At 73.6% G+C, this 15,657-nt stretch carries 11 protein-coding genes; 4 read left to right on the plus strand and 7 right to left on the minus strand.

Annotated features, from left to right (window positions below; all coding sequences use genetic code 11):
• Window positions 1–27 precede the first annotated feature (27 nt).
• The 7 genes from murD to rsmH form a co-directional block, all read right to left on the minus strand.
• Entirely contained in the window at window positions 28–1,611 is a 1,584-nt protein-coding gene (murD, locus tag IF02_RS0111670; RefSeq protein ID WP_420708130.1) for a UDP-N-acetylmuramoyl-L-alanine--D-glutamate ligase, read from the minus strand.
• A complete protein-coding gene (mraY, locus tag IF02_RS0111675; protein ID WP_030156005.1) occupies window positions 1,593–2,663 on the minus strand; it encodes a phospho-N-acetylmuramoyl-pentapeptide-transferase in 1,071 nt (356 codons plus the stop codon). Before mraY ends, murD begins: the two co-directional genes overlap by 19 nt.
• Window positions 2,660–4,084 (minus strand): UDP-N-acetylmuramoyl-tripeptide--D-alanyl-D-alanine ligase, encoded by a 1,425-nt coding sequence (locus IF02_RS0111680; protein WP_030156007.1) that lies wholly within the window; start codon window positions 4,082–4,084, stop codon window positions 2,660–2,662. The genes mraY and IF02_RS0111680 overlap by 4 nt, the downstream gene beginning before the upstream one ends.
• Window positions 4,081–5,814 carry a UDP-N-acetylmuramoyl-L-alanyl-D-glutamate--2,6-diaminopimelate ligase gene (locus IF02_RS0111685; protein ID WP_030156009.1) on the minus strand — a complete coding sequence of 578 codons (1,734 nt, stop codon included), beginning with the start codon at window positions 5,812–5,814 and terminating at the stop codon, window positions 4,081–4,083. Before IF02_RS0111685 ends, IF02_RS0111680 begins: the two co-directional genes overlap by 4 nt.
• Before the next feature lie 45 nt (window positions 5,815–5,859).
• Complete coding sequence (locus IF02_RS0111690; RefSeq protein WP_158708486.1) at window positions 5,860–7,860, minus strand: peptidoglycan D,D-transpeptidase FtsI family protein; 2,001 nt, start codon at window positions 7,858–7,860, stop codon at window positions 5,860–5,862.
• A 219-nt stretch (window positions 7,861–8,079) separates the two neighbouring features.
• Window positions 8,080–8,703, minus strand: coding sequence for a hypothetical protein (locus tag IF02_RS35155; protein ID WP_037836085.1), 624 nt, complete (start codon window positions 8,701–8,703; stop codon window positions 8,080–8,082).
• The gene (gene rsmH, locus IF02_RS0111700) at window positions 8,700–9,629 is read right to left on the minus strand and encodes a 16S rRNA (cytosine(1402)-N(4))-methyltransferase RsmH (protein ID WP_030156013.1); all 930 of its coding nucleotides are present in this window, start codon (window positions 9,627–9,629) and stop codon (window positions 8,700–8,702) included. Before rsmH ends, IF02_RS35155 begins: the two co-directional genes overlap by 4 nt.
• Window positions 9,630–9,970: 341 nt before the next feature.
• Between rsmH and IF02_RS0111705 the strand changes: the two genes are divergently transcribed.
• The 4 genes from IF02_RS0111705 to IF02_RS0111720 all read left to right on the plus strand — a co-directional run bounded on the left by IF02_RS0111705 (window position 9,971) and on the right by IF02_RS0111720 (window position 15,497).
• Window positions 9,971–10,522 (plus strand): beta-class carbonic anhydrase, encoded by a 552-nt coding sequence (locus tag IF02_RS0111705; RefSeq protein WP_030156014.1) that lies wholly within the window; start codon window positions 9,971–9,973, stop codon window positions 10,520–10,522.
• A gap of 135 nt (window positions 10,523–10,657) precedes the next feature.
• The gene (locus IF02_RS0111710; protein ID WP_037836088.1) at window positions 10,658–11,668 is read left to right on the plus strand and encodes an AAA family ATPase; all 1,011 of its coding nucleotides are present in this window, start codon (window positions 10,658–10,660) and stop codon (window positions 11,666–11,668) included.
• Window positions 11,668–13,062: a DUF58 domain-containing protein gene (locus IF02_RS0111715; RefSeq protein WP_030156016.1), complete on the plus strand. Its 1,395-nt coding sequence runs from the start codon at window positions 11,668–11,670 to the stop codon at window positions 13,060–13,062. Before IF02_RS0111710 ends, IF02_RS0111715 begins: the two co-directional genes overlap by 1 nt.
• The gene (locus tag IF02_RS0111720; RefSeq protein WP_037836089.1) at window positions 13,059–15,497 is read left to right on the plus strand and encodes a transglutaminase TgpA family protein; all 2,439 of its coding nucleotides are present in this window, start codon (window positions 13,059–13,061) and stop codon (window positions 15,495–15,497) included. The genes IF02_RS0111715 and IF02_RS0111720 overlap by 4 nt, the downstream gene beginning before the upstream one ends.
• The last annotated feature ends 160 nt before the right edge of the window (window positions 15,498–15,657 follow it).

Below are 15,657 nucleotides of genomic sequence, written 5' to 3' on the forward strand. Positions count from 1 at the left end.
GCCGACCAGGGAGCGGGCCGGCCGGACCTACGCGCCCTCGGCGGCCAGCTCGCGCACCGCGTCCGCGAATGCGTCCCCGCGCTTGTTGTAGTTCGCGAACATGTCCATCGAGGCACAGGCCGGGGCCAGCAGAACCGTGTCGCCGGGCTCTGCGAGCCGGGCCGCTTCCCGGACCGCTGCGAGCATCGCCCCAGTGTCGGTCCGGTCGAGGTCGACGACCGGGACCTCGGGGGCGTGTCGCGCCAGCGCCTCGGCGATCAGCGCCCGGTCGGCACCGATCAGCACCGCGGCGCGCAGCCGCTTCCGCGACTTCTGGACGAGCTCGTCGAAGGTCGCGCCCTTGGCGAGGCCGCCGGCGATCCACACGACGGGCTCGAAGGCGGCCAGGGAGGCCTCTGCGGCGTGCGTGTTGGTCGCCTTGGAGTCGTCGATGTACGTGACCCCCGCGACCTCGTCCACGTACGCGACGCGGTGCGCGTCGGGGCGGAAGTCGCGCAGGCCGTCGCGGACCGCGCGCGGCGCGACGCCGAAGGCGCGGGCCAGGGCGGCCGCGGCGAGCGCGTTGGCGATGTTGTGCGGGGCCGGCGGGTTGACGTCCTTGACCTCGGCGAGCTCCTGGGCGTTCTTCTGCCGGTTCTCGACGAAGGCGCGGTCCACGAGGATGCCGTCGACGACGCCGAGCATGGAGGGGCCGGGGGCGCCGAGGGTGAAGCCGATCGCCCGGCAGCCCTCCTCGACGTCGGCTTCGACGACCAGGGCCTCGGTGGCCGGGTCGGCGACGTTGTAGACGCAGGCGACCGTGTTGCCCTCGTAGATCCGGCCCTTGTCGGCGGCGTACGCCTCCATGGAGCCGTGCCAGTCGAGGTGGTCGGGGGCCAGGTTGAGCACGGCCGCCGAGTGGGCGCGCAGCGAGGGCGCCCAGTGGAGCTGGTAGCTGGAGAGCTCGACGGCGAGGACGTCGTACGCCTCCTCGCCGAGGACCACGTCGATGATCGGGGTGCCGATGTTGCCGACGGCCGCGGTCTTCAGGCCCGCGGCCTTCAGGATCGAGGCGAGCATCTGGGTGGTCGTGGTCTTGCCGTTGGTGCCGGTGATCGCCAGCCACTCGGCGGGCCCGGCCGGGGCCCGCTCGGCGTCGGCTCCGGCGCCGGTGTCCCCGCCGGCGTCCGCCGCGGCGGCCCGGCGGGCGGCGCGCAGTTCCACGCCGGCCCCGCGCAGCCGCCAGGCGATCTCGACGTCGCCGACGACGTCGACGCCCGCCTCGGCGGCGGCCCGGAAGAGCGGGCTCTCAGGCTGCCAGCCGGGCGAGGTGACGACCAGTTCGGTGCCCTCGGGCAGGGCTTCCCCGGCCCGGACCCCGTCGGGCAGGTGTCCCAGGCGGACCTCGATGCCCAGTTCGGCGAGTTCGGCGGCCTTCGCGCGGTGCGCGTCGCCGTCGCCGTTGTCGACGACGGTCACCTTCGCGCCGAGTCCGGCCAGCGCCCGGGCGGCGCTGATGCCGCTGATGCCGAGGCCGGCCACGGTGATCCGGCCCGGCAGACCGAACCGGCCCAGGGCATCGGGGCCGAGCAGGCCGGCCAGGTCGGTGGTGCTCACTTGTCTGCTGCCCATCCCGCGTAGAAGAGTCCGAGACCCACGATCACGCACATGCCCTGGATGATCCAGAACCGGACCACCACCAGGACCTCGGACCACCCCTTCAGTTCGAAGTGGTGCTGGAGCGGGGCCATCCGGAAGACGCGCTTCCCGGTGAGCTTGAAGGAGCCGACCTGGATGACGACCGACATGGTGATGAGGACGAAGAGGCCGCCGAGGAGGGCGATCAGGAACTCCGTGCGGGAGCAGATCGCGAGACCGGCGAGGGCGCCGCCGAGGGCCAGCGAGCCGGTGTCACCCATGAAGATCTTGGCGGGCGAGGTGTTCCACCACAGGAAGCCGAAGCAGGCGCCCATCAGTGCGGAGGCGACGATCGCGAGGTCCAGCGGATCTCGTACCTCGAAGCAGGCGTTGGGGTTCGTCAGGGTCTGCGCGTTGGCGCACGACTCCTGGAACTGCCAGACGCCGATGAACGTGTACGCGCCGAAGACCATCACCGCGGCGCCGGTGGCCAGGCCGTCCAGACCGTCCGTCAGGTTCACGCCGTTGGACATCGCCAGGATCATGAACAGCGCCCAGACCACGAACAGCACCGGGCCGATCGACCAGCCGAAGTCCGTGACGAACGACAGCTTGGTGGAGGCCGGGGCGTTGCCGCGGGCGTCCTTGAACTGCAGCGCGAGCACGGCGAAGGCGATGCCGACGATCAGCTGGCCGGCCATCTTGGCCTTGGCCCGCAGACCGAGCGAGCGGCGCTTGACGATCTTGATGTAGTCGTCGAGGTAGCCCACGAGGCCCATGCCGGACATCAGGAAGAGCACCAGCACGCCGGAGAAGGTGGCCGGGCTGCCCGTGATCACCTTCGTCAGGGCGTACGCGATGATCGTCGCCAGGATGAAGGAGATGCCGCCCATGGTGGGCGTGCCCTTCTTCCCGGCGTGGCCGCGCGGGCCGTCGTCGCGGATGAACTGCCCGTAACCCTTCCGGGCCAGCAGCTTGATCAGCAGCGGGGTGCCGACCACGGTCAGGAACATGCCGATGACACCGGCGAAGAGGATCTGCCTCATCGGTCGGCGACCTCGCACTCGCCGGCCAGCAGAGCCAGAGCGACCCGCTCCAGGCCGACCGACCTGGAAGCCTTCACCAGCACGACGTCACCCGGGCGCAGTTCACTGCGCAACAGGTCGATCGCCGCCTGCGCGTCGGACACGACCACCGACTCCTCACCCCACGAACCCTCGTTATATGCGCCCAGTTGCAGCCAGGACGCTTCCCTGCCCCCGACTGCGACGAGCTTGCTCACGTTGAGCCGGACGGCAAGCCGTCCCACCGCGTCGTGCTCGGCCAACGATGCGTCCCCGAGCTCGGCCATGGGACCGAGCACCGCCCACGTACGTCCCCCGTCGGCCCTGGCCGCGCCGCCCATCGCGGCAAGCGCGCGCAGAGCGGCCCGCATGGACTCGGGATTCGCGTTGTAGGCGTCGTTGACGATCGTCACGCCGTCCGCCCGCTCGGTGACCTCCATCCGCCACCGGGACAAGGTGCCCGCCCCGGAGAGCGCGGTGGCGATCTCCTCGACGGACATGCCCAGTACATGGGCGACGGCGGCCGCGGCGAGCGCGTTCGACACGTGGTGCTCACCGTACAGGCGCAAGGTCACTTCGCCGCACCCGGTGGGTGTGTGGAGTGTGAAGGAGGGCTGTCCTGCGGGTGTCATACGGACTTCCGAGGCCCGTACATCGGCGTCGTCGGCCTCGCCGAACAGCACCGTACGGGCCTTCGTCCGGGCGGACATCGCGCGCACCAGCGGATCGTCGGCGTTGAGGACCGCGACTCCGCCGTCGGCTTCGGCCGGCAGGGCCTCGACGAGCTCGCCCTTGGCCTGGGCGATCTGCTCGCGGCCGCCGAACTCGCCGATGTGGGCGGTCCCGACGTTGAGGACGAGTCCGATGCGCGGCGGGGTCAGGCCGGTGAGGTAGTCGATGTGCCCGATGCCGCGGGCGCCCATCTCCAGCACCAGGTGCCGGGTTTCCGCCGTGGCGCGCAGCGCGGTGAGCGGCAGGCCGATCTCGTTGTTGAGGGAGCCCGGGGTCCACACGGTGGGCGCGTGGGCCTGGAGCACCTGGGCGATGAGGTCCTTGGTGGAGGTCTTGCCGGCGGAGCCGGTCAGGGCCACCACGTCGGTGCCGAGGCGTTCGACGACGGCTCGGGCGAGGGCGCCGAGGGCCTTCTCGACATCGGCGACGACGATCGCGGGTACGCCGACGGGCCGGGCGGCGAGGACGGCCGCGGCTCCGGAGGCGACCGCGCGCTCGGCGTAGTCGTGGCCGTCGACGTGCTCGCCGGCGAACGCGGCGAACAGGCTGCCGGCCTCCACCTGGCGGGAGTCGATGACCACGGGCCCGGTGATCCGCACGGACGGATCCGGTATGTCGTGGGGCCGCCCGCCGGTGATGTCGGCGATCTCGGCGAGGGAGAGGTCGATCACTGGTTCACCTCGGCCTGTCGGACGTCGTTGCCTTGCCGGTGCTGCCGGCCCTGCCGGAGTTCGATCGCGGCCCGGAGCACCGCGCGGTCGTCGAAGGGCCGTACGACGCCTGCCGTGTCCTGGCCCTGCTCGTGGCCCTTGCCCGCCACCAGCACGGTGTCCCCGGCCTCGGCGCGCGCGACGGCGGCGGCGATGGCCGCGGCCCGGTCGGCGTCGACGAGGACGGTGCCGCGCTCTTCGGCGGGTACGGAGACGGCGCCCTCGAACATCGCGGCGAGGATCGCGAGGGGGTCCTCGGAGCGCGGATTGTCGGAGGTCAGCACGGCGGTGTCGGCGAACCGGGCGGCGGCGGCGCCCATCGGGGCGCGCTTGGTGGTGTCGCGGTCGCCACCGCACCCGAGCACGATGTGCAGCTTGCCGGTGGTGACTTCGCGCAGCGCGCGGAGCACCGATTCGACGGCGTCCGTCTTGTGCGCGTAGTCGACGACGGCGAGGTACGGCTGGCCCGCGTCCACCCGCTCCAGCCGGCCGGGGACCCCGGGGACCGCGGCGACGCCGTCGGCGGCGGTCTGCGGGTCGAGGCCCGCGGCGGCGAGCGTGACGATCGCGGCGACGGTGTTGGCGACGTTGAACGGGCCGGGCAGCGGGGCCGTGGCCCGTACGCGCTGCCCCTGGGGGCCGACCACGGTCAGCGTGGAGTCCATGTGCCCGAACACGACGTCCTCGGCGCGCCAGTCGGCGGCCGCATCGCCCTCGGCGGAGAAGGTGACCAGCGGGATGGCGGCCTCCTTGGCGAGGCGGCGGCCGTACTCGTCGTCGATGTTGACCACCCCGAGGCGGGCGCGGCGCTCGGTGAAGAGCTGCGCCTTGGCCTGGAAGTAGTCCTCCATGTCCGAGTGGAACTCCATGTGCTCCGGGCTCAGGTTGTTGAAGACGGCGACGTCGAAGACGCATCCGTCGACCCGGCCGAGCACCAGGGCGTGGCTGGAGACCTCCATGGCGACGGCCTCGACCCCGCGTTCGCGCATGACCGCGAACAGGGCCTGGAGGTCGGTGGCCTCGGGGGTGGTGCGCTCCGACTTGATGCGCTCGTCGCCGATGCGCATCTCGACGGTGCCGACCAGCCCGGTGGAGCGTCCGGCACCGCGCAGACCGCCCTCGACGAGGTACGCCGTGGTGGTCTTGCCGGAGGTGCCGGTGATGCCGATCTGGAGCAGGCCCTCGCCGGGACGGCCGTAGATCGTGGCGGCGAGCTCGCCCATCCGGCCGCGCGGATCGGCGACGGCCAGGACCGGCAGGCCGGTCGCGGCCGCGCGCTCGGCGCCCGCGGGGTCGGTCAGCACGGCCGCGGCGCCGAGGGCGGCCGCCTGGGCGGCGAAGTCGGCGCCGTGCAGCTTGGCGCCGGGCAGGGCCGCGTACAGGTCGCCGGGGCGCACGGCACGGGAGTCGTGCGTGATCCCGGTGATCTGCGGGGGCTGCGCCGCGGCGGCCGCGGCGGGGGCTTCGATGCCCAGCAGGGTGGCCAGCTCGCCCAGGGGTGTCGGGCGGGCGGCCAGGGGCCGGGGCGCTCCCGGCGGCGTTGCCGGGGCGTCTTTCTGGGCGTTTCTGGGCTGATCAGCGTGGGACACGGCGGTGAGCGTACCGGGCGCGGCGGGCCGCTCGCGAAGTGAGGGCCCGGCCGCGTTGCCGGCGGCCGACGGGTTCCCGGGTTTCGGGGTGATCGTTGTCACTGATGGTGCCTCACGGATTTCTGGCGGGCCGGCCGGCCCGCCGGGTCACTGGCCGGGCTGCCGGCTGGGCTGTGCGGAGGGCGCTGCGGGGGGCTGGGGAGCGGGTGCGGGGCCGGAGTCGAAGGTGACCGGGAGCCCGGCGGGGGCGGTTCCGGTCGGGGCGACCTGGAGGGTCTTGAGGGCGAACTCCATGACCTTCTTGTAGATCGGGCCGCAGATCTGGCCGCCGAAGTAGCTGCCCTTGGTGGGGTTCTGGATGGCGCAGTACACAGTGATCCGCGGGTTGTCGGCGGGCGCGAATCCGGCGAAGGAGGCGGTGTAGCCCTTGTAGCGGCCGGTGGCCGGATCCACCCGGTTGGACGTGCCGGTCTTGCCGCCGACCCGGTAGCCGGGGATGCGGGCCTTGGTGCCGGTGCCTTCCTGGTCGTCGACGACCGACTCCAGCATCTGGGACAGGGTCTTGGCGGTGTCCTGGCTGATCACGCGGGTCTGCTCGGGCGCCGGGGCCGGGGTGAAGCGGCCGTCGGGGCCCTTGGTGCCGCGGACCAGGGTGGGTGCGATCCGTACCCCGCCGTTGGCGATCGTCGAGTACACGGAGGCCGCCTGCATGGCGTTGAGGGACAGGCCCTGTCCGAAAGGGATCGTGTACTGCTGGGAGGTGGACCAGGCCTCGGGCCGGGCGAGGATGCCGCGGGACTCGCCCGGGTAGTTCAGGCCGGTCGGCTGCCCGATGCCGAACTTGTCCAGGTAGGAGAAGAGGACCCGGTTGGCCTCGGGCTGGGTGGCGCCGAGCTGGCCGGTGGCCAGGATGGTGCCGATGTTGGAGGACTTGGCGAGGACTCCGTTGAGGGTCAGGTACCAGGTCGGGTGGTCGATGTCGTCCTTGAACAGCCGGTCGCCGCGGTGCAGCCGGTTGGGGACCTCGACGTGGGTCTCGGCGGTGGCCTTCTTCTCCTCCAGTACGGCGGCCATCGACATCACCTTGGCGGTGGAGCCGGGCTCGTACACGTCCTGGAGGGCCGCGTTGCCCATGGCGGCGGAGCTGGCCTTCGACAGGTCGTTGGGGTCGAAGCCGGGGGCGTTGGCCATGGCCAGCACCTCGCCGGTGCGGGTGTCCTGGACGATGACGTAGCCGCGGTCGGCCTCGGACTTGGCGACCTGCTCGCTGATGGCGCTCTGCGCCGCCCACTGGATGTCGCGGTCGATGGTCAGCTCGACGTCCTCGCCGGGTACGGCGGGCTTCTCGCTGGAGCCGGCGGTGGGCACGCGGCGGCCGCCGGACTGGGCGTACGTGATCGCGCCGTCCTTGCCGGCCAGCTTCTTGTCGAGGGAGGACTCCAGGCCGCCGGCGCCCTTGCCCTCGGCGTTGACGTAGCCCAGTATCCCGGCGGCCAGGTCCCCGTTGGGGTACACGCGCTTGCTGCTGTCCTCGTTGAACACGCCGGAGAGGACGTTGGCGCCGGGGCCGTTGTTCTTCTTGTCGGCGGCCGCCTTGTCGGCGAAGACCCGCTTGAGGTCCTTGATCTGGTTCCAGACCTGGGGGGTCTGGCGGCGGGCCAGGATGACGTAGCGGGTGTTCTTGGTCTTGAGGCGGGCGGTGAGCTCCTTGGCGTCCTTGCCGAGGATCGGCGCGAGGAGGGCGGCGGCCTGCTCGGGGGCGTCCGGGGCCTTGCTGTCCTGCGGGGTGAACATCTTCGGGTCGGCGGTGATGTCGTACGCGTCGACGCTGGTCGCGAGCGCGACGCCCTTGCGGTCGGTGATCTCGCCGCGCTCGGCGGCGAGGGTGTAGCTGGCGAAGCGGTTCTCGGAGGCCTTGGCGGAGTACGCGGAGGCGTCGACGGCCTGTACCTGGAGCAGCCGTACGACGAAGGCCAGCATGACGAGCGTCAGCCCGACGCTGACCAGCCGCAGCCGGGGCTTGGGGCTGCCGAGCCGGATGGTGTGCGGCTGCCTCGCGGGGCCGGGCCGCCGCGTGGCGGGCCGCGAGGTGGCTCGCGCCCGCCCCGGCCCTGGCCCGGGCACCCGCCGCCCGCCGGGCGCGCTCACGCCCCCACCGCCCCACGAACCCGCCGAGCCCGGATCCCCGCGGCAACCTCGGCCCCGCCGGCGTTCGAGGCGCGGGTCCGGGCGGAGCCCGGTGAAAGGGAGAAGGGCGGGGAGGGACAGGCCCCGCGCAGCGGCGGCCCGGCGGGCGAACCGGTGCGGGGGGAAGGTCCCGCCAGGGGTACCCCCGGCGGGAGCTGGGGGAGGGTCCGCGTCACGACGTCACCTTCCGGAGGTCGGGTTGGACTGGGGGGCACCGCCCGGGGTACCGGCAGGCCCGCCGCCCGCGGCGGGACCCTGCGTGCCGGCCTGGGCGGAGCCGGGGGTGCCTGCCGGAGCGCCGGCTGGGGCGGAACCCGGGGCGGAGCCCTGAGCGCCGCCCGGAGCGGAGCCGGGGGCCGAGCCGGGGGCGGCGGGCTGGGGCGGGCCGGGGGCCGCGGCCGGGGCGGCGGAGCCCGTGGCGGCGGCCGTGGCGGCGGCCGGGGTCGGAGGCGGCGGCGGCGCTTCCGCGGGGGCCGCCGTGCCCGTCACCTTGCCGTCCGGGCCGATGAAGACCGGGCTCCCGCCCGGGACCAGGCCGAGCTCGTGCGCCCGCCGCTGCAAAGCGTCCGGCGCCGAGTACCCGTCCACGTCCCGCTGCAGCGCCTGCTCCTCGTCCGTGAGCGCGGTGGTCTCCTTCTTCAGCCGGCTCAGCTGGAAGGAGCCCTGGTTGAGCGCCGAGTTGAGCAGCAGCAGGCTGATCAGCCCACCGGCCAGCAGCGCCACCACCAGCAGGACGAACGGCATCCGCGCCGCCTGCCCCGAGGGGCCGCCGCGCAGCCGCCCCAGTCCCCCGGCTCTGCTCACAGCCGCGCCTCCCGGATGCGCTCGACCCCGCGGAAGCGGGCCGGCGCGGCCCGCCGGTTCTCGGCGATCTCCTCCTCCGTGGGCAGCTCCGCGCCCCGGGTGAGCAGCTTCAGCTTGGGCTGGTACTTCTCCGGCACCACCGGCAGCCCCGGCGGCGCCGTCGATGCCGCGCCCGCCGCGAAGACCTGCTTGACCAGCCGGTCCTCCAGCGAGTGGTACGAGAGCACCGCGATCCGGCCGCCCACCGCGATCCGCTCCACGGCCGCCGGGATCGCCCGCTCCAGGACCGACAGCTCGCCGTTGACCTCGATGCGCAGCGCCTGGAAGGTCCGCTTGGCCGGGTTGCCGCCGGTCCGCTTCGCCGCCTGCGGCAGCGCGTCGCGGATCAGCTCGACCAGCCGCGCGCTGTTCGTGAACGGCTCCTTCTCCCGCTCGCGGACGACCGCCGAGACGATCCGCTTGGCCTGCTTCTCCTCGCCGTACTGGCGCAGGATCCGTACGAGCTCGCCCGGCGGGTAGGTGTTGAGGACCTCGGCGGCGCTCATCCCGGTCGTCTGGTCCATCCGCATGTCCAGCGGCGCGTCCTGCGCGTACGCGAACCCGCGGTCGGCCTCGTCGAGCTGCATGGACGAGACGCCCAGGTCGAAGAGGACGCCCTGGACGGCGGGGATCCCCAGCCGGTCCAGTACGTCGGGCAGCTCGTCGTACACGGCGTGGACGAGGGTGGCGCGGTCGCCGAAGGGTGCGAGCCGCTCGCCGGAGAGCCGCAGGGCCTCCTTGTCGCGGTCGAGGCCGATCAGGTGCGCCTCGGGGAACCGGGTCAGCAGGGCCTCGCTGTGGCCGCCGAGGCCGAGGGTGCAGTCGACGACGACGGCCCCGGGCCTCTCCAGCGCCGGGGCCAACAGGTCCAGGCACCGCTGGAGCATCACCGGGACATGTCGGGACTCGCTAGTCAAAGCGCCCTCTCAGATAACGGCGCGGCAGGCATACGCCGCGCCGCGCACGCGGAGTGTTACCAGGGGGCCGGGCGGCCGGTCAGGGCCGGGCTCCGGCCGGTTCGCGCCACTTTAGTGCAACGGTCGCCGCGGTCAACGAACCGCCCCGCGCGCCGTGCGCCCCACTCGTACGGAACCCGCAAAAGCCGCGAATCACCCGAACGGCCGCCGCCGCCTCACCCCTGTGGGTTAGCTCACAACAAGGACGGTTGACGTTCTTTGTCCACCCTCGCTCCATGCCTTTACCAGCGGTGACCACTACCGTCGTATGCATGACGACTTCCGCATCCCTGCCCGCAGAGTCCACCCCCCAGGCATCCAGCGGCGGCTCCGTCACGGACCGGCTGGTCGCGGCGAACCGGGAGTACGCCGCGGAGTTCGCCGACCCCGGCATGGACGCCCGCCCCGTCCTGCACGTGGCCGTCGTGGCCTGCATGGACGCCCGCCTCGACCTGCACAAGGCCCTCGGTCTGGAGCTCGGCGACTGCCACACCATCCGCAACGCGGGCGGAGTCGTCACCGACGACACCATCCGGTCGCTCACGATCAGCCAGCGCGCCCTGGGCACCCGCACGGTGATACTGATCCACCACACCGGCTGCGGCCTCGAAAGCCTGACCGAGGACTTCCGGCACGAGCTGGAGGACGAGGTCGGCCAGCGCCCCGCCTGGGCCGTCGAGGCCTTCCGGGACGTGGACCAGGACGTCCGGCAGTCCATGCAGCGGGTCCGGACGAACCCCTTCCTGCCCCACCGCGACGATGTGCGAGGCTTCGTCTTCGACGTGCACACCGGACTCCTGCGGGAGATCGATCCCGCCTCGTGAGTGACACAAGGCCTGGGCGCCGTCAAGAATGCGGGAAGACGCCGCCCGGAAAACCGTCCGGGCCGGCGTCCGTGTCGGGGTGGGCCGGAGTGCGCCGAGAGCGTCGGCCCTGCGGAAAGGGCCGAGGAGAACCAGGTGACGACGTATGACGACCGAGCGAGCCTCGCGGATCTGACGAGCACGGCGGAGCGGGTGCGCCAGTCCGTCGAGAGCGTGATCGAGGGCAAGCCCGAGGTCGTACGCATCGCGCTGACCGTGCTGCTCGCCGAGGGACACCTGCTGATCGAGGACGTCCCCGGAGTCGGCAAGACCATGCTCGCCAAGACGCTGGCGAAGTCCATCGACTGCTCGGTGCAGCGCATCCAGTTCACACCGGACCTGCTGCCCTCCGACATCACCGGTGTCAGCATCTACGACCAGCAGCGCCGCGAGTTCGAGTTCAAGCCGGGCGCGATCTTCGCGCAGATCGTCATCGGCGACGAGATCAACCGCGCCTCGCCGAAGACCCAGTCGGCGCTGCTGGAGTCGATGGAGGAGCGCCAGGTCACCATCGACGGCACGACGTACACGCTGCCGAGCCCGTTCATGGTGGTCGCCACCCAGAACCCGGTGGAGATGGAGGGCACCTACCCCCTCCCCGAGGCCCAGCGCGACCGCTTCATGGCCCGCGTCTCCGTCGGCTACCCGAGCCCCGACGCCGAGCTCCAGATGCTGGACGTACACGGCGGGATCTCCCCGCTCGACGACCTCCAGGCCGTCGCGCACGCCCACGACATCGTCAAGCTGATAGAGGCCGTCCGCGAGGTGTACGTCGCCGATCCCGTCCGGCGCTACGTCGTCGACCTGGTCTCCGCGACCCGCAGCCACCCGGACCTGCGCCTGGGCGCCTCGCCGCGCGCCACCCTCCACCTGCTGCGCGCCGTGAAAGCCTCCGCCGCGCTGTCCGGCCGGGACTACGTACTGCCCGACGACGTGCAGGCGCTGGCCGCGCCCGTCCTCGCGCACCGGCTGCTGCCGACCGCGCAGGCCCAGCTGAACCGGCGCACCGCCGAGCAGGTCGTCCACGACATCCTCCAGCGCACCCCCGTCCCCGCCGCGCACGCCCGCGGCGAGATGCCGCCCGGCGCGGGCATCCGGGGCTTCTGATGAGCGCCGGTGCCCCGAGCGGCGCCGGCGGCGTGAGCCGGGGCGCGGGCGCCGGCGGGCTGCGCGCCTCGCTGGCGGGGCTGACCACCCGCGGCCGGTCCTTCCTGGCCGCCGGGGTCGCCGCCGCGCTGTGCGCGTACGTGCTCGGCCAGGGCGAACTGCTCCGGGTCGGGCTGCTGCTCGCCGTCCTGCCGCTGATCTGCGTCTTCGCGCTGCACCGCACCCGCCACCGGGTCTCCGGCAGCCGCCGGCTGACCCCGATGCGGGTGCCCGCGGGCTCCGAGGCCCGGGTCCAGCTGCGCATGGAGAACGTCTCCCGGCTGCCCACCGGACTGCTGATGCTCCAGGACCGGGTGCCGTACGTCCTCGGCCCCCGGCCCCGCTTCGTCCTGGACCGCGTCGAGCCGGGCGGGCGCCGCGAGGTGTCCTACCGGGTCCGCTCCGACCTGCGCGGCCGCTACCCGCTGGGCCCGCTCCAGCTGCGGCTGACCGACCCCTTCGGCCTGGTCGAGCTGACCCGCTCGTTCAGCGCGTACGACACGCTCACCGTCATCCCGCGCATCGAGGCGCTGGTCCCGGTCCGGCTGACCGGCGAGACCTCCGGCTACGGCGACGGCGGCCGCCGCTCGCTGGCCCTGGCCGGCGACGACGACGTGATCCCGCGGACCTACCGGCGCGGCGACGACCTGCGCCGGGTGCACTGGCGCTCGACCGCCCGCTACGGCGAGCTGATGGTGCGCCGCGAGGAGCAGCCGCAGCGCAGCAAGGCCACGGTCCTGCTGGACACCCGCGGGGCCGCCTTCGAGGGCGCCGGACCGGACTCCGCCTTCGAGTGGGCGGTGTCCGGGGCGGCTTCGACCCTGGTGCACCTGCTCGAACAGGGTTTCTCGGCGCGGCTGCTGACCGACTCGGGCACCTCGGTGCCCGGCAGCGGCGGCAGCGGCGGCTCCGAAAAGTACGGGGCCTCCTCCGGCGGGCAGGAGTCCGCGGAGGCCGCCGGGCTGATGATGGACACCCTCGCGGTCGTCGGGCACTCCGACGGCGCCGGCCTCACGCGCGCGTACGACGCGGTGCGCAGCGGCGGCGGCCACGGCGGCGGGGGCTTCTCCGGAGCCGGCGGTGACGGGCTCCTCATCGCCTTCTTCGGAGACCTGGACGACGTACAGACGGAAGTGGCGGCGAAGATGCGCGGGCGCTGCGGGGCCGCGGTGGCCTTCGTACTCGACTCCGCGCTCTGGGCCGGGCGCCCTTCGCGGGTGGAGGCACGGGTGGGCAGGCTGCGGGACGCGGGCTGGACGGCGCTGGCCGTGCCGCCCGGGGTGGCGTTCGGGGAGCTGTGGCGCCGGGCCGGGAACGCTCCGGTCGGCACGGGTACGTCCGGAGGTTGGGGATGAGCGGGCGGGCGCGCGTGACGCTCTTCGCGATGCTGGCGACGCTGCTGACCTCGTGGTCGCTGGCCGCGCTGGTGGATTCGTCGGGTTGGGTGCTCGAGGCCGGGGTCCTGCTGGCCGTGCAGAGCGCGGTGGGGGCAGGGGTCCGGCGGGTGCCGCTGGGGCGCACGCTCACCGTGGCCTCGCAGGTGCTGGTGTCGCTGCTGGTGCTGATGTTCCTGTTCGCGGGCAAGGGCGAGTCCACCGGGACCGGGCCGATGGCCTATCTGGTGACGGACTTCGGCGCCCTGTTCCAGCGGGGCGTCCAGGACGTCGGCGAGTTCGCGATCCCGGCGCCGCTGACGGACGGCATCCGGCTGCTGCTGCTGGCCGGGGTGCTGCTGATCGGGCTGGTGGTGGACCTGCTGGCGGTGACCCTGCGGACCGCCGCCGCGGCCGGGCTGCCGCTGCTCGCGCTGTACTCGGTCGCCGCGGGGCTCTCCGGCGGCTCCGGGGCCTCCTGGGTCTCCTTCCTGCTGGCCGGCTGCGGCTACCTGTTGCTGCTGCTGGCCGAGGGCCGCGACCGGCTCGCCCAGTGGGGCCGGGTCTTCGGCGCGGCCCCGAGTGCGCGGGTCTCGGCGGGCTCCGGGTACGGGGGCGTCGGCGCGGGCTCCGGCCAGGCGCTGGCCCCCGTACGCACCGGGCGGCGGATCGGCGCGGTGGCGCTGGGCATCGCGCTGGCGGTGCCGGCGGCGCTGCCCGCGCTCGGCGGCGGGCTGCTGGGCGCGCGGGGCGGCGAGAGCGGCGACGGCGGAGTCGGGGTGGGCGGGACGATCTCGGCGGTCAACCCGCTGGTCTCCCTGCAGGGCAGTCTGAACACCCAGGACAACCGGGTGGTGCTGAAGTACCGCACGGACAGCCCGCAGCTCGGCGAGCAGTACCTGCGGATCCTGGCGCTGGACGAGTTCAACGGCGTCAAGTGGGAGGCCTCGGGGCGGGCCCTGACCGACGTGCCGGAGCGGCTGCCGGCCCCGCCGGGGCTGAGCGAGCAGGCCCGGGCGACCGGGACCGAGATACGGACGAGCGTCTCGGCGGCGGACACGTACGCGCAGCGCTACCTGCCGATGCCGTACCCGGCGACGTCCGTGGACATCCCGGGCAAGTGGCGGTTCGAGCCGGCCGGCCGGACGCTGGTCGGCGACCAGCTGGGCCGGGACAGGTTCCAGAACGTCCAGGGCGCGATGTACACGGTGCGGAGCCTGCTGCTGCGGCCGACGTCGGAGCAGTTGCAGGCGGCGCCGGCGCCGGATCCGGCCATCAAGGCCGAGTACACGAAGATTCCGGACAATCTGCCGGCGGTGGTCGGCGATACCGCCCGCCAGGTGACGAAGGGCGCGAAGGACGACTACACGCGGGCGGTGAAGCTCCAGGACTACTTCGCCGTGAACGGCGGCTTCCGCTACGACACGAAGGTGGCCTCGGGTACGGGGCCGCAGGCCATCGCCCGGTTCCTCGCCGACAAGGAGGGGTTCTGCATCCACTTCGCGTTCTCGATGGCGGCGATGTCGCGCTCGCTCGGGATCCCGGCGCGGGTGGCGGTGGGGTTCACGCCCGGCGAGAAGCAGTCGGACGGCAGCGTGAACGTGTCGATGCGGGATGCGCACGCGTGGCCGGAGCTGTACTTCGAGGGCGTGGGCTGGACCCGGTTCGAGCCGACGCCGCGCCAGGGCATCACGATCCCGGACTACTCCCGGGCCGAGGTCCCGGCGGCCCAGCCGTCCGCGCCGACGGCGCTGCCCTCGCAGAGTGCGACGCAGCCGTCGGCGGCGCCGTCGAAGGCCGAGGACTGCCCGCCCGAGGAGAAGAAGCTGGGTGAGTGCGGGGCGTCGGCGCCGCAGCCGAAGGCGGGTTCCGGCAGCGGCGGCCCGTCGGTGCGGGCGGTACTGACCTGGACGCTGTCGGTCCTGGCCCTGCTGGCCCTCCCCCTGCTCCCCCTCCTGTGGCGGACGCGGCTGCGCAAGCGGCGGCTGGCGACGGGACAGGTCCTGGCGGCCTGGCAGGAGTTGGCGGACGCGGCCTGGGACGTGGGCATCGCCCCGGACGAGGCGCTGTCCCCGCGCCGGGCTGCGGCGCGGGTGGTGGAGCTGGGCCGGCTGACGCCGGAGGCGGCGCAGGCGGTGCACCGGGTCGCGGAGGCGGTGGAGCGCTCGCTGTACGCCCCGCCGGGCACCGAGGCGACGTACGCCGCCCTGGCGGCCGACGTCCTGCTGGCCCGCGGCGCGCTCCTGGCCCCGCTGACCCGCGTGGCCCGCGTCCGCGCGGTGCTCCTCCCCCGCTCGGCGGCCCGCCTGCGCTGGTCGGCGGCAGCCCGCTGGTCGGCCGTGACGGCAGCCGTCGCGGCCCGGCTGGCCCCCGTGGCGACGCTGCTGTCCCGTATGCGGGCCCGCAACCGCGGCTGAGCCGCAAGATCCGGCCCCGCCGGCGTTTTGACCGGGATCCGGGGCGGAGCCCCGGTGAACGGGAGAAGGGCGGGGCGGGGAGGAAGCCCGCGCAGCGGCCCGGCACCCGCGGACGCGAAAAGGCGGGGCTCGTTCCCCCCGAGCCCCGCCGTGTCGCGGT

Origin of the sequence: Streptomyces sp. NRRL S-244, assembly GCF_000717915.1 — a bacterium.
GTDB lineage: Bacteria > Actinomycetota > Actinomycetes > Streptomycetales > Streptomycetaceae > Streptomyces.